Below are 13,889 nucleotides of genomic sequence, written 5' to 3'. Positions count from 1 at the left end.
CCCATAAAAAAAGGCCTGTTGATTGATGTCAACAGGCCTTTTTTAATGGGAGTTTGTTAATCTAATTATTTGTCACTTAAGTCAAAACCAAAGTTTTCAGAAGTGTTGGCAGAGAGTGCTGTAACCACAACCCATGCTGCCACATTTTGTGCCAATTCTTTGGGGTCAATTTTATCCAATGTGTCATTGGCTGTATGGTGGTAGTCGAAGTACTTTGTGCCGTCTTGTTTCAGCCCAAATACGGCCATGCCCGCAGCACGCATTGGAATCAAGTCAGCACCTGATGATGCTTCATTGCCAGCGTATTCAATCCCTAAAGGTTGTAATAATTGCATCATTTCATGAACCAAAGGCATGGCTTTTTCGTCCATGCGTGTACCAAAGGCATAAATGGTGCCTGCGCCAAAATCAGACTCGCCGCCGAAGATGTGTTGCTTCATTTCTTCTTTGTGCGCTTCGTGATAGGCTTTAGCACCTGACAAACCGTTTTCTTCATTGGCCCATAAGACGACGCGAATGGTGCGTTTGGGTTGGCCAATGTGGTCTTTAATCAATTTAGCTGCTGCCATGGTGATGCCACAACCTGAAGCATCATCAATCGCGCCAGTGCCTAAATCCCATGAGTCCAAGTGACAACCAATCACGATGTATTCGTCTGGCTTTTCTGAGCCAATGATGTCACCGATGACATTGTGAGAAACGTAATCGCCATCGAACCTTGAACCCAATGTATATTTCAGTGTGACGGGTTTGCCACGGTTAAGCATATTAACCAATAAATCTGCATCAGGGTTAGAAATGGCACCAGCTGGAACTGCAGCCACATCAGCTTCATACTTCATGGCACCCGTGTGTGGTGTCCGGTTGTTGTCTGTGCCAATAGAGCGAATGATGGCACCGATGCCACCTTTTGCTGCTGTGACTTGTGCCGTAGTGCTGCGCGCACCCACGGCTTTACCATAGCCTGAGCCGTCTTTGTGACGTTCCATGCGGTTGCTGATGAAGGTGATTTTTCCTTTGACCAGAGCAGGATCGGCACTTTTTAATTCATCAATGGTATTGAAATGCACCACTTCGCCTGTGATGCCTTCGTTTGGTGTGGGCGATGATTTACCCAAAGCAGTAATGGTCAAAGTTTGTTTGAAAGGAGATATAATTTCAGCCGTTTCAACACCACGAACCCAGCGCTTGAGTGGAGCAGCTTCCAGTGTCACGCGATCAAACCCCAGTGATTTAAATTTGGCCTCTCCCCAAGCCACAGCCTTGGCATCGCCAGGGCTGCCTGCCAAACGCGCCCCCACTTCTGTGGTTAAAGATTCTGTGATGTCATACGCCAAAGGGTCGGTTAAGGCATGGTCACGTAATGTGGCTACTTGGTCTAAAAAATCAGTGGTGTAAAAGTCATTTGTGGCTGATTTTGAATCATCAGAAGCGCCACTGGCCGCAGTCATGAGCACCAAGGGCAGTAGTAATTTTTTCATTATATTTCTCTGTGGGTATTAAAGTGCACAGATTGTAACCGAAAAATTAAAGCCTTAAAAATTTCAATTTCGACTTTTTATTAAGGTAAATTTAAATGATTACCGATTTAGGCTGTTGGTGTGGCTGGTATTTCAACATAGAAATTGCTTTGTCATTTGATTGGTAGTGACCAAAGGGATGACTCATTGTTGGTGCTGTAAAATTATTAATCTGTTTGTCACAGCTACTGACCACAGCTTATTGATCTTTATGTTTGGAGTCAATGGCTGCAATTTATTTTTAGGGTTGGTGTTTAAGGTGTCGGTGCTTGAAACCCATTTTTAAAAATAGGCAGTTCTGCAGTGTAAACACTTTTGTGGTTGCCGACTCTGTTGGCCACGCTGCTGGTGGCGTGGTTTTTGCCATCGGTACTGACATGGAAACCGAATTGGCCCACGTCCCATGGGCTTTGGTCACGGTTATGGGCAACGATTTGTTCTTTCAGAAGGTAAAGGTCATCGCTGATGCCATCATAATTGGGGTTGATGCTGTAGTGGTATATTCTGCCTTTTTGGTTGTTACTGAAATGTGATCCGATCAATAACTCTGTACTGCCAAAGTATTCATCTCCATTGGCCGCAATTGAACCGCCAAAAAACTCACCACTGGTTCCGGTCTGAATCTGAGGTTCTATTCGTTGAACCTGTAGGCTGTTAAACCACACGTATGCTGATCCTTTGGGTCGGTTGTTTTGGTCTTTCTCATAAGGTGCTGTCGCCATGATGATGCGGTTGTTGTTGGGTTGTTTTATCACTTCTACATCATAGCCAAATTGGGCGCTGCGCTCTCTGTAATCTGGGTAAGCAATACCGCAGCAAGACCAAGTTTGCGTTAAGTTGTCTCGTGTAAGCACATGAATCGCCCCCATGTCTGTGCCGTCGTTATTGGGTAAGGTGTGATCATCATCACCAGGCGCGCCGGCAATAATCGTAGAGCCATCAATTGAAACTGAATGCCCAATCTGGTCGACAGAGGTTAAAGTGTCTAAGTAGGCCATGCCAGTTTGTACTGGCTCTTCTTCCCACTGATGGCCTGGGCCTGCGAGTTTTTTGAAAACGGTGACACCACCTGTGGCTCGGGTTTGACCCATAACTTGATGTCGTTTGAAGTCATCACCTACGACCAGGACCCAAAGCTCGGCATCGATTTCTGAAATATAATCGTAATTGAGTGCAATTGATGAACCAAAATTTTGACTGATTAAATTAACACCAGTGAATTTTTCCTGTTGAACAAAAACACCCATGTCATCTAAGTGCCACGCATATACAGCTCCATTGTCTAAGTTCACATCATCATCTTTCAAGGCAGATGCCACCACCCAAAGTTCACCTGTGTCATGTTTTCTTTCAATGTCTACAGATGAACCCAGCTCGTCACGTAAGCCAGCATCGTCAGCATAAAGTGTTTGGTAAAGTAGCCATTGCCCCGAGGAATTGTTGTAAATGTAAACTGCACCCGCATCAGTGTCTTGATCGTCATTTAAGGGGTCACCAACCGCCATCCATTCATCCATGATGGCCATCCCGTCACCATATCCGCTGAATGTGAGTGGTGTGGGTTGCAGGTCATTAACCCATTCAGTATCAGCAATGGCTGCCTGATAAGCGGAAGCTAAAATAATACAGGCGATGATTTTATTCATGTGTCCTCTCCAATAGGCTTGTAATTATCATAATGGGCCAAAGCGCTGTTGTTAAGGAATATTTAGAAAACCGTGAGCGTTTAATATTTATTTAAAAAATTAAAATGTGTGGCCCACTGTTATTATTGCTTATTGACGCAGAGGTGGAAAGAAATTGGGCAAGGTGGGAAGTTCAATTGGGCAAGTAAATCACTTCGCCTATTCGGACAGTGTTTCCTGACTTATTGTTTATGGATTGAATGGCCGCAATGCTGGTTCCGAATTTTGAGGCGATACCACTCAGTGTGTCACCCGATTGAACCACATGCTTTTTACCTTTGGCTTGTGCTGCTATCCATGTATTAGGTGGCGGACTTTGATAAAAGTAATTCCTGATGCCATCAGCAATTTGTTGCGTTAGTTTCTTTACGTGTGCCGCGCTTTTCAAGTTCTTTTCATCATTTGGGTTGCTGATATAGCCTGTTTCAACCAGCATGGATGGCACATCCGGCGATTTCAGTACCAAAAAGTTGGCTTGACCAAAACCATGGCCATGAAGTTTAACTACTTTCTTCAGTGATGCGTGTACCGCTTGTGCCGCTTTGTGGCTTTCTTCCATGGCAGCATTTTGTGATAGGTCGTAAAGAACCTGTGACAGCACGTCTTTTTTATCTTCTATCACCACTCCACCAATGGAATCAGATTTGTTTTCCGATGCAGCCAACCATTTAGCCGCTTCAGAAGAGGCACCGCGCTGTGACAATATATAAACGGATGCACCATTCACTTTGCGGCTGTGGAAGGCGTCAGCGTGAATAGATACAAACAGGTCGGCATTATTCTTGCGGGCTTTTTCAAATCGTTTGCGGTGTTTGATGTAATAATCACCTTCTCGAATGATAAGGGCTTTCATGCCTTTTTGTTGGTTGATGGTTTTGGCCAGTTGATTAGCGATATTCAATGTCACTACTTTTTCTTTTGTACCAGCAGCGCCTATGGCCCCTGGGTCTTCACCACCATGGCCAGCATCAATGGCAATGATCACGTCGCGATTTTTCTTTGTGACCTTGGCGACAGTTTTCTCAACCTTGGCTTTTTGTTGACTGACATCCACTACCAAACGGTGGCCGTATTTATCTGTAGGTTTGAGTAAAAAACTTTTGTTATCCGATTTTTCATTCAAATCCAGAACGATGCGTAATTGGTTGTCTTTATTGCTGTAACGGACATTCTTGACGGCTTTGTTCTTTTTAACCTTTAAACGGGTATTGAGTTTGCTTTTGGGCATATCAATCACCACGCGAGGCGGGTTGTCTAATTCAAAAAGTTTGTACTCAGTTTTGCCACTTAAATCAAAAACCACACGAGTATGCTCAGGTCCTGACCACACACGCATGCCTTCAACCTCGGCAGCATTTAGCCAGGTTGAACACATAAACAGAATGATGGCAGTTAAGGTTTTTCTCATGTTTTTTCTCAAATCGTCAGATAAGTTTATGTAAATTTTTCTTTTAATTCAAGTTTTAATGACCTAAATCAGCAAGATAGGGTGTTAATTTGATGTGATTGTTAAAGTTCTGTTGGAGGTGTTTCCGCCGAAACTGATCTCTTTATTGGCTTTTGGTAGCACGCCGGTACCTTTTTCGGGCCATTCAATGATTAAGATGTGTTGTGGATTAATTAGGTCTTCTATGCCTAAGAAATACAATTCTTCAGGATCGCTTAAACGGTATAGGTCCATGTGTACATAGGTTACTGCGCCTACTTGGTATTGCTCAAATAATGTATAAGTTGGGCTTTTGATGTGTTCTTTGACACCTGCAACTTTGAGTAAAAACTGTGTGAAAGTTGTTTTTCCCATACCCAAATCACCACGTAAAAAAATCACATCGCCTGCTTTCAGCTGTGGGTACAGTTTTTGTGCCACTTGTTCAAGTTGTGGCAGGGTGGAGGTGTCATGCTTTTTCATGCCGGCAAGTGTAAATGGAGTTCTTCTAAAATACCAGATGCAGTGAAACAAATTCTTTGTCTGCTTTTCTCACCAGTCAATGCATGCCATAAAACAGCAAGCTGTGCTGCTTGTGCTGTGGGGTGACCTTGTGCGATTAAGCCTGCAACCATGCCGGCTAACACATCGCCGCTGCCAGCTGTGGCCAATGCATCAGAACCATAAGGGCAAATGTAAGTATTGGAACCACTACATATGATACTGCCACTGCCTTTGAGGATTACGGTGGCTTGATATGTTTGGTTCAATTGTTGTGCTGCTTTGATTCGGTTTGCTTGTACTTCTTGCACATGACAATGAAGCAATCTGGCAGCTTCCAAGGGGTGTGGTGTGATGACGTCGTTGGCATTTAATTGACCTTTTTGCAACAGTGCCAGTCCATCGGCATCTATCACCTTGGGTAATTGCATGTTGATTAGCTGGTTGAACAGCTGTTTTGACCATGTGGATTGTCCCATGCCCATGCCAATGGCCAATACATCTGCCGGTTTTTGAGGTAACTCGGGATGCAGTTCGCGTAATGCATCAAAGGCATGCGTCATGATTTCTGGATGTTGTAAGGGTATCGTGACACTGTGTTGTTTATCTGTGACGGCAGTGACAGCGCCGGCGCCACTTTTTAACACCGCGTAGGCTGCCAGCTGAACAGCGCCCATCATGCCCGCTTGCCCACCAGCAGTCCAAACATGTCCGAATCGACCTTTGTGGCTGTTATGTTGCCTTTGGGCAATCAGTTGTGTCAGTTGTGATTCATGTAATAAATGGGCGGCTATAGGTAGGTGTTGATAGCAATTGCTATCGACATTGAGGCGTTCGGTGATGATCATGCCGCAATGGTCTTTGCCATTCAATGTATATAAACCAGGTGGGTTGGTCAGTATAGCAATGGTGGTTTTGGCTTTTACAGCGCAGCCCATTACTTGGCCAGTATCACCATTGAGACCACTGGGAATGTCTATAGCAAATACAGGAGCAGATTGCTTGTTCATCCAGTTGATCGCAGCAGCGTAAGCGCCAGTAACATTTTGATTCAAGCCTGATCCAAAAACAGCATCTATGACACAATCAAAAGTATCGCCCGGCGCGCTGTTAATCACTGGGCCAATATAAGCTTCGGCCGCCAGACTGGCATCTCCCTTGAGTTCTTTGGCGGGTTTTAATGGCCAAAGGGTGACATTTTGACCGTTGTGGCGCGCCAATTCAGCCACCACCCAACCGTCGCCACCATTGTTACCTGGCCCAGCAATGACCAAAATATTGTTGAATTTTTTGACGTGTTGGAAAATCGCTTGAGCGGCATGTTGCATCAATTCATAGGAGTCGGTGCCCAGATGGTCTGCAGCCAGTTGATCTATGGCTTTGGCTTGGCTGTTGTTGTACAGTAGACTGTTCATGGTTTAATTGTAGCGAATCATCTCAATTGAGCCAAGCAATACCATAATGAACCTATGTAAATAAGGATGCCTTATAATGGGCGCAACGTGTTGTATTAATTTGGAAATGACTCAAAAAACGCAAACAGAAATTCATTCAAAAGCAGGGGTGTCGCAACTGAAAGCTGACATCAAAGCTTGGGCAATTGAACTGGGTTTTCAAGACATGGGTATCAGTGACTTGGATTTGTCAGAAGCCGGTGATTATTTGAACCAATGGGTGGCCAAGCAATACCACGGTGATATGGATTATATGCACAAGCACGGAAGCAAAAGATACACGCCTGAAGAAATGATTCCTGGAACGATGAGTATCATTTCATTGCGTTTAGACTATATGAATACGGGATTGACGCCGTATCGAGAAATCCTTGAGCAAAGTGATAAAGGCGCCGTTTCACGTTATGCCTTGGGGCGTGATTACCACAAAGTCATTCGCAAAAAACTCAAGCAATTGGCTCAAAAGATTGAACAGGCGATTGGTGCGTTTGGTTACCGAGTTTTTACTGATTCTGCGCCTGTGATGGAAAAAGCGATTGCAGAAAAGGCTGGTTTGGGTTGGATAGGCAAACACAGCAATTTGTTGAACAGCAAGGCAGGGTCCTATTTTTTTCTGGGTGAGATATATACAGACTTGCCATTGCCGCCGGATGAAAAAGCGACATTTCACTGTGGTTCCTGTAGAAAATGTTTAGATGCCTGTCCCACAGATGCCATAGTGGCGCCTTTTCAAGTTGATGGCCGTCGATGTATTTCGTATTTGACGATTGAGAATCACGGTGAAATCCCGCTGGAATTCAGAAAAGCGATGGGTAACCGTATTTACGGCTGTGATGATTGTCAGATGGTTTGCCCTTGGAATAAATTTACTGAAAACACACGGGTTGAAGATTTCGCACCCAGACATGATTTGGATGCACCTGATTTGTTGGTGTTATTTGCCTGGACTGAAGCGGAGTTTTTACAAAAGACGGAAGGTTCCCCAATAAGAAGAATAGGCTATTTGGCTTGGTTACGGAACATAGCAGTGGCTTTGGGTAATGCTGAAGGTGGGAAAGAAGTGATTGATGCTTTGCAAGCGAAAAAAGGCATTGTCAGTAATGAAATGGTGATTGAGCATATAGACTGGGCTTTGATGCAATATCAGTTTTAATCATAAAGTTAATTATTGAAAAATGGGTCATTGGTCGACAACAGTTGCCTTTTGCCACTAATATATGTCTAAAAAAGGAGTGTATTGATGAACAAAGAATTAATGATTATGGCAGGCGTCTTTCTGTTGGTGATTTTGTTAGCTGTTTTTGACGGCAGTGGTGCGCCTGGAGTTACGGGTGTGTCACAAGGATCCAGTTCGCCAGTTAATTATTCAAGGCAGTCTGATCAGCGTTCAAGTCAAGCCGCTGTGGCGTCTTCAAGTAAGTCTGAAAAATCATGTAACTACAATGGTATTGAATTAAAAGGAAAGGTTCAGTTTGTTGATTCATTTCCGGATTTAAAAATCGAATACGTCAGTTCTTTCAGTGACATAGATGTTCAGTTTGTGAGTTCTTTTCCAGATGATTGTGGTGAATGGCAAGAGGTTTCTTCATTTCCAGATTTCAAAGTGCAGGTGGTTACATCATTCCCTGACATCAAAGTTAAGAAAGTCAGTTCATTTCCTGGTATGAATTAAAGCCCTGAAATTGATTCAGGGCCAGTCAAGTCTCAGCCCTTATTCGGCTGATTTACCTACCATAGACATGAGTCCATCATAGTCAATTGGGCCCATGTGTTTTTCATGTTTGTTGCCCTCTTTGTCATAGACAATGGTCGTGGGCAAACCTAAGCCGCCTTCTTCCGCAAAAGCCGGTGGGTTATAAACATCGATGGTCAGTATCGGGTAGTTGATGTCGAAGTCATTAACGAAATTTTGTAACTTTTCAATTTCAGAATCCTCGTAAGCGATGCCTAAAATTTGTACGTCGGGATTGTTAGATTGGAACTTAATCAGCTCAGGCATTTCATCGCGACAAGGTCCGCACCAAGTGGCCCAATAGTTAAGAACCAGCCATTTGCCTCGGTAGTCTGATGCTTGAACCGGTTCACCTTGGAGGTTGGTCAATGTGAAGCTTATGGCATCACTGTTTACAGCTTGAGTGGCCTCAGAACGGGAACGGGTTGTTTGCTCGTTGCTTTGCTCTGTATTTTGACAGGCAGAAATCACAAGGGTGAATAGAGATATTGCGAGTGCTTTATGAAGGTTTTTCATTTTTTAAAAAAAAGTGCTATGGGTTGGTTGAACAGATTGTCCACAGTTGACCAGCATTCATCAAGTACTGCTTGGTGTTTTTGGAAATAAATTTCAGCTTTTAACGGCAGTTTGAACTCTCCTTTGCGGTACAAATCTTTGAGTTTTAATTGATCTAAATCTTGACGTAGTAAATAGGCGCCGTCTTGGTTGATCGCCATTAAGTTGTTGTCTGACAACCAGCTGAGTTGTTCAGCCAATTCATCATCTGGAACAAAGTATAATTTTTGGGTTAATGCTTCATGATCTATGGTTCGGCCGTCTTGGCTGGCTTTCCAGAGTAAGTTCAATAACTCTAGAATCAGTAGAAACCTTTGGTTTTTATGGTAATGCTGAACATGAGATCGCCACCTGGAACTTTCTAAAGTGGCGGTTATGGTGCCACCAATGAGGATGATGTTCCATGATAAAAACGTCCAGATCAGAAATAAGGGGATGGATGCCAAAGCACCATAAATTTTTTGATAGCTGGGAACAGTGGTGACATAAAGGGCAAAACCTTTTTTTGCCAATTCAAAGCAAATGGCAGCAAACAATGCGCCGATTAAAGCATACCGCCAATTGATTTTTCTGTTCGGCACAAACAAATAAATGACAAAAAATCCGGCGGCTGAAGACAGGATAGGTAGCGCTTTGAGCAGCATGGTTTTGGTGCTGGCCAAAGCTGAAAATTTAAAAATGATAGAGGACATGGCAATACCGCCACCAATCAATAGTGGCCCTAAGGTTAAAGCTGTCCAGTACAAGGTGACTTTTTTTATCAAACTGCCTGATGGTTTGCAGTCAAAAGTGCGGTTCAATGCTTTTTCCATGGTGTGCATCATAAGTATTGACGTCACAAATACGGCCAATGACATGCTGACAGTGAGTCCTCTGGCCTTGGAAACAAATTGAGCAATATAATCTTGAATGACCTCACCTGTGGCTGGGACGAAATTGTGAAAAATAAAGTCTTGTAAGGTTTGGGATGCATTTTCGAACAAAGGCATGGCAGAAAAGACAGTCACCAAAACCGACATGAAAGGAACCAGTGATAGGAGTGCTGTGTAGGCCAATGAACTGGCAGCTAAGGAAGTCTCATCATCTCGATAGCGACGGGCCACTTCTGCTATAAAAGCTTTGGCTTGTTTTGATGTGTGTTTTATTTTATGGGTTAATTTTGGCATGTTGCTATTTTCTGCCAAAAATTGTCATTAAACAACCTGAGATGTCATTTGCTCACTAAAACTCTGTAAAGCTTCATAAAGGATATGTGCCTAAATTGTTAATGTTTGTTATATATGCTATGCTAATTATGGGGAAAACAAGTAAAAAACTGTAATAGTTATTGACTTGTTAAGTTAAAAAACGGAAGGAGTCTGCCTGAGTTGTGTGCAAAGAGAGTGAAAAGCGCGTGTGTCTTTGAAGCAGTAGGTTAAAAAATGAACAAAATGAAATGTATAATTTATGTGTCGGTGATGCTGATGCTAGCAGGGTGTGGCGATGATTATCCAGTCTTGACTAATTTTAAATTTATAGACGATAATTTCACTACCACAATAGATACCAGTGATCCAGACGAGCTGGCAGAACTTTCTGCCATGTTCTTTGATCGCAAAGAGGTGTCTGGCGAAGGCGAAGCATTGGACTTTAAATATTTAGTAGAGGTTTCCAGAGATGGAAATGATGAACGGTGGCGCTGTTCAAAAGCGGGTTTTTGCCGACTATATGTCCAAGGTGATTCCCCCATCTATAAATTGGAACGGTATGTTGAATTTTATCAAAAGGCGACCAATTAATTTTTATAGTTAATTAGGCCTTTTGCAACTGTTTGATAAAATCCAGAACCAGTTGACTGGACTCTTGTCCGGCTTGATTGATATAAGATTGGAAGTTGATGGGGGCGTGCTCACCAGCAATGTCTGATAAATTTCTGATCATGGTAAAAGGTTTTTGGAACAGGTGACAGACCTGGGCCACGGCAGCAGCTTCCATTTCACATGCAATCACACCATTGAATCGTGTACTGATCGAATTTAATTGTTGATGTTGATAGACAAAGGTGTCGCCAGTGGCGATAGTGCCGGAATGAACTGTATGTTTCATTGAGTGACATAGGTTTATCAATGACTGGCATATTGTCTTGTCTGTTTCATAATAAACAGGCAGTTTGGGTAATTCCCCAAACTCAAACCCAATCGGTGAAATGTCAATGTCATGGTGACATACGCGGTCAGCGATCACAAAATCTCCAATCTCAGCCCCTTCAACAATGCCACCAGCAGAGCCTGTGTTAATGATATGGTCTACTTTATAATGATCAATGGCATGTTGTGCAGCCAGTGTGGCATTCACCTTTCCAATTCCTGACTCAATCAACACCACTTCATGGTCATACCACTTGGCTTCATTGACTTGCATATTGAGGTATGACTCAGAATTGGGGCTGTTCAATTGCGTCCTGAAACAAACACATTCCTCATGCATGGCGGCAATGATGGCAAATTTCATTTGATGTCTTGACGAACGTGCTTTGGCATCATGCTACTTTGCCATTGAGTAATTTTTGTAATTGTGCGCCGGGATCATCATGCCGCATAAATGACTCACCTATTAAAAATGTGTTGATGTCATTGTCTTGTAGGTATTGGATATCGTCACTTTTGTGTATGCCACTTTCGCTGACAACGATGCGGTTACCTTTTTGAGCATCACTGGCAACCATTTTGGCCAAACGTTCGCTTGTGGTTAGGCTGGTTTCAAAAGTTTTGAGGTTGCGGTTGTTGATACCAATCAATCGTGCGGGCGTTTTCAATGCACGTTCCATTTCAGCTTCATCATGGACTTCCATTAAAACGTCTAGGCCTAATTCATGTGACAGCTCGGTCAATTCATAAAGCATGGGATCGGCCAAAGCTGCAACAATCAACAAAATACAGTCTGCACCTAAGGCGCGTGAGTGATAAATGTGCCAAGGGTCTGCCATAAAATCTTTTCGTAATACAGGTAATGAAACGGCAGCTCGAGCTTGTAATAAGTAATCATCATGGCCTTGGAAATATTCGCGATCTGTCAATACTGACAGGCAGGCGGCACTGCCTTTTTCATAAGATTGAGCCAATTCACTTGGTACAAAATGCTCACGAATAACACCCTTTGATGGTGATGCTTTTTTGACTTCAGCAATCACGGCAGGCTGTTGATTATTGAGCTTGTGTTCAATTGATGCAATAAACCCTCGGCAATTTGGCATGCCTTTGATTTGTGCGGCCAGTTCAGCTTGTGGAAATGCTTTTTTTCCTTCAGCCACTTCGGCCATTTTGGTTGCCATGATGCGATCTAAAATGTTGGCTTTACTCATGCAGATACCTTTTGAGTGTGCTGGCTTAATTGGTTCAATAAATTCAAAGCAGACTTGTTATCCATCATCGCTTTGGCTTGTGTAATACCTGCTGACAAATCAGCTGCTTTACCTGCTACATAAATGGCCGCACCGGCATTCAAAGCCAAAATATCATAGGCAGAACCTGTTTTGCCTGATAAAGCATCTTGAATCAAAGCAAGGCTTTCTTTGGCGTCTTTAACGGTTAAATTACTCATGTCATGGCGGTCAAAGCCAAACTGCTCTGGTGTGATACTGTATTCTCTGATTTTACCATCCTTTAATTCAGCGACAAAAGTTTCAGCATTCAAAGAAATCTCATCCATGCCATCAGCAGAATGAACTACCATCACGTGCTTGGCTCCGAGTTCTTTTAATACTTCTGCGGCTGTTCTGACCCAACGTTTATCAAAAATACCCATCACTTGGTATGGTGTGTTGGCGGGATTGGTTAAAGGGCCGAGCAAGTTGAACATGGTACGAACGGCTAATTCTTTTCTTGGGCCTACGGCATACTTGGTCGCACCATGGTGTGCGGGCGCAAACAGGAAGCCAATGTTGAATTGATCAATGCAGTCAGCCACTTGTTCAGCATTCAAAGCCAAGTTCAAGCCTGCAGCTTCTAAAACGTCAGCAGAGCCAGTTGATGAAGAGACTGACCGGTTTCCATGTTTCGCCACGCGACAACCTGCGGCGGCGGCAATAAATGCTGCAGCAGTAGAAACATTGAACAAGCTCATACCATCGCCGCCAGTGCCACATGTATCGATCAAGTGATCGGTAGAAACTGCAACTTTGGTGGCACGCTCTCGCATAACTTTAGCTGCCTCTGTGATGTGCTCAACGGTTTCACCATTGAGTTTCAATGCCATTAATAAGCCACCAATCTGTGCGGGTGTTGCGTCGCCATCCATGATTTGGTTCATGACATCAGTCATGCTGCCTTGGGGCAAGGGTTGTTTATCGCCCAGTAAATCTAAGGCTATTTGAATCGCTGTTTTCATAACTGTCTAATATGGGTTTAATTTTTAAGCTTGTTTTGTGGTGTTTTGCTCTAAGAAATTGCGGAGCATTTGATGTCCGTGTTCAGTTAAAATGCTTTCAGGGTGAAACTGAACACCTGAAATGGCCAATTCTTTGTGCCGGAATCCCATGATTTCATCAAATTCACCATCGTCAGTTTCAGTCCAGGCGGTAATTTCAAGGCAATCAGGCAGCGTGTTTTTATCTACAACCAAAGAATGGTATCTGGTGGCATTAAAAGGGTTATCTAAATCTGCAAATAAATCACAATTGGTATGATGGACGGGAGAAATTTTACCGTGCATGATGGTTTTGGCTTTGATCACATCTCCGCCAAATACTTGACCGATGGATTGGTGCCCCAAGCACACACCCAGCAAAGGGATTTTACCTGCACAGGCTTTGATCATTTCAAGTGAAATACCAGCCTTATTAGGGTTACAGGGTCCAGGTGAAATGACCACATGATCTGGTTCTAAAGCCAGCGCTTCTTCTACTGTGATTTCATCGTTTCTATGAACAACAACATCACAGCCCAGTTCACCAAAGTATTGAACCAAGTTGTATGTAAATGAATCGTAATTATCTATCATCAAAAGCATGATGGATGCCTTGAGTAAAAAACAATGGAT

At 43.3% G+C, this 13,889-nt stretch carries 14 protein-coding genes; 3 read left to right on the top strand and 11 right to left on the bottom strand.

The window, feature by feature from the left end:
* Window positions 1-65 precede the first annotated feature (65 nt).
* From FET73_RS02200 to FET73_RS02180, 5 genes are all read right to left on the bottom strand, one after another.
* Window positions 66-1,481, bottom strand: coding sequence for a M20/M25/M40 family metallo-hydrolase (locus FET73_RS02200; RefSeq protein WP_154222272.1), 1,416 nt, complete (start codon window positions 1,479-1,481; stop codon window positions 66-68).
* A gap of 293 nt (window positions 1,482-1,774) precedes the next feature.
* Window positions 1,775-3,166 carry an FG-GAP repeat protein gene (locus tag FET73_RS02195; protein WP_154222271.1) on the bottom strand — a complete coding sequence of 464 codons (1,392 nt, stop codon included), beginning with the start codon at window positions 3,164-3,166 and terminating at the stop codon, window positions 1,775-1,777.
* A 172-nt stretch (window positions 3,167-3,338) separates the two neighbouring features.
* The gene (locus FET73_RS02190; RefSeq protein WP_154222270.1) at window positions 3,339-4,613 is read right to left on the bottom strand and encodes an N-acetylmuramoyl-L-alanine amidase; all 1,275 of its coding nucleotides are present in this window, start codon (window positions 4,611-4,613) and stop codon (window positions 3,339-3,341) included.
* 84 nt (window positions 4,614-4,697) lie between these two features.
* Window positions 4,698-5,114 (bottom strand): tRNA (adenosine(37)-N6)-threonylcarbamoyltransferase complex ATPase subunit type 1 TsaE, encoded by a 417-nt coding sequence (tsaE, locus tag FET73_RS02185; protein ID WP_154222269.1) that lies wholly within the window; start codon window positions 5,112-5,114, stop codon window positions 4,698-4,700.
* Complete coding sequence (locus tag FET73_RS02180; protein ID WP_154222268.1) at window positions 5,111-6,547, bottom strand: NAD(P)H-hydrate dehydratase; 1,437 nt, start codon at window positions 6,545-6,547, stop codon at window positions 5,111-5,113. Before FET73_RS02180 ends, tsaE begins: the two co-directional genes overlap by 4 nt.
* A 106-nt stretch (window positions 6,548-6,653) precedes the next feature.
* Between FET73_RS02180 and queG the strand changes: the two genes are divergently transcribed.
* Both queG and FET73_RS15130 read left to right on the top strand, forming a co-directional pair.
* The gene (queG, locus tag FET73_RS02175; protein WP_154222267.1) at window positions 6,654-7,739 is read left to right on the top strand and encodes a tRNA epoxyqueuosine(34) reductase QueG; all 1,086 of its coding nucleotides are present in this window, start codon (window positions 6,654-6,656) and stop codon (window positions 7,737-7,739) included.
* 87 nt (window positions 7,740-7,826) lie between these two features.
* Window positions 7,827-8,258 carry a 7(1) septoil knot domain-containing protein gene (locus tag FET73_RS15130; RefSeq protein ID WP_218944246.1) on the top strand — a complete coding sequence of 144 codons (432 nt, stop codon included), beginning with the start codon at window positions 7,827-7,829 and terminating at the stop codon, window positions 8,256-8,258.
* Window positions 8,259-8,297: 39 nt separating this feature from the next.
* Here the strand turns inward: FET73_RS15130 and FET73_RS02165 are convergent, their stop codons facing one another.
* A complete protein-coding gene (locus FET73_RS02165; RefSeq protein WP_154222266.1) occupies window positions 8,298-8,834 on the bottom strand; it encodes a TlpA family protein disulfide reductase in 537 nt (178 codons plus the stop codon).
* Complete coding sequence (locus FET73_RS02160; RefSeq protein ID WP_154222265.1) at window positions 8,831-10,039, bottom strand: YihY family inner membrane protein; 1,209 nt, start codon at window positions 10,037-10,039, stop codon at window positions 8,831-8,833. Before FET73_RS02160 ends, FET73_RS02165 begins: the two co-directional genes overlap by 4 nt.
* A gap of 255 nt (window positions 10,040-10,294) precedes the next feature.
* On the opposite strand from FET73_RS02160, the gene FET73_RS02155 reads away from it, so the two are divergent.
* Window positions 10,295-10,651, top strand: a complete 357-nt coding sequence (locus tag FET73_RS02155) for a hypothetical protein (RefSeq protein WP_154222264.1) — start codon at window positions 10,295-10,297, stop codon at window positions 10,649-10,651.
* Window positions 10,652-10,664: 13 nt separating this feature from the next.
* Here the strand turns inward: FET73_RS02155 and FET73_RS02150 are convergent, their stop codons facing one another.
* Genes FET73_RS02150 through FET73_RS02135 form a run of 4 tightly spaced genes read right to left on the bottom strand, consistent with a single transcriptional unit; the run spans window position 10,665 to window position 13,859 of the window.
* Window positions 10,665-11,363, bottom strand: coding sequence for a 5'-methylthioadenosine/adenosylhomocysteine nucleosidase (locus FET73_RS02150; RefSeq protein WP_154222263.1), 699 nt, complete (start codon window positions 11,361-11,363; stop codon window positions 10,665-10,667).
* Window positions 11,364-11,391: 28 nt separating this feature from the next.
* Window positions 11,392-12,213: an indole-3-glycerol phosphate synthase TrpC gene (gene trpC / locus FET73_RS02145; protein ID WP_154222262.1), complete on the bottom strand. Its 822-nt coding sequence runs from the start codon at window positions 12,211-12,213 to the stop codon at window positions 11,392-11,394.
* Window positions 12,210-13,238, bottom strand: a complete 1,029-nt coding sequence (trpD, locus tag FET73_RS02140; RefSeq protein WP_154222261.1) for an anthranilate phosphoribosyltransferase — start codon at window positions 13,236-13,238, stop codon at window positions 12,210-12,212. The genes trpC and trpD overlap by 4 nt, the downstream gene beginning before the upstream one ends.
* 24 nt (window positions 13,239-13,262) lie before the next feature.
* A complete protein-coding gene (locus tag FET73_RS02135; RefSeq protein ID WP_154222260.1) occupies window positions 13,263-13,859 on the bottom strand; it encodes an anthranilate synthase component II in 597 nt (198 codons plus the stop codon).
* Window positions 13,860-13,889 lie beyond the last annotated feature (30 nt).

The organism is Marinicella rhabdoformis, from assembly GCF_009671245.1.
GTDB classification, from domain to species: domain Bacteria; phylum Pseudomonadota; class Gammaproteobacteria; order Xanthomonadales; family Marinicellaceae; genus Marinicella; species Marinicella rhabdoformis.
Note: the sequence above shows the minus strand (reverse complement) of the source record. Positions and strands in the feature narration are given on the sequence as shown.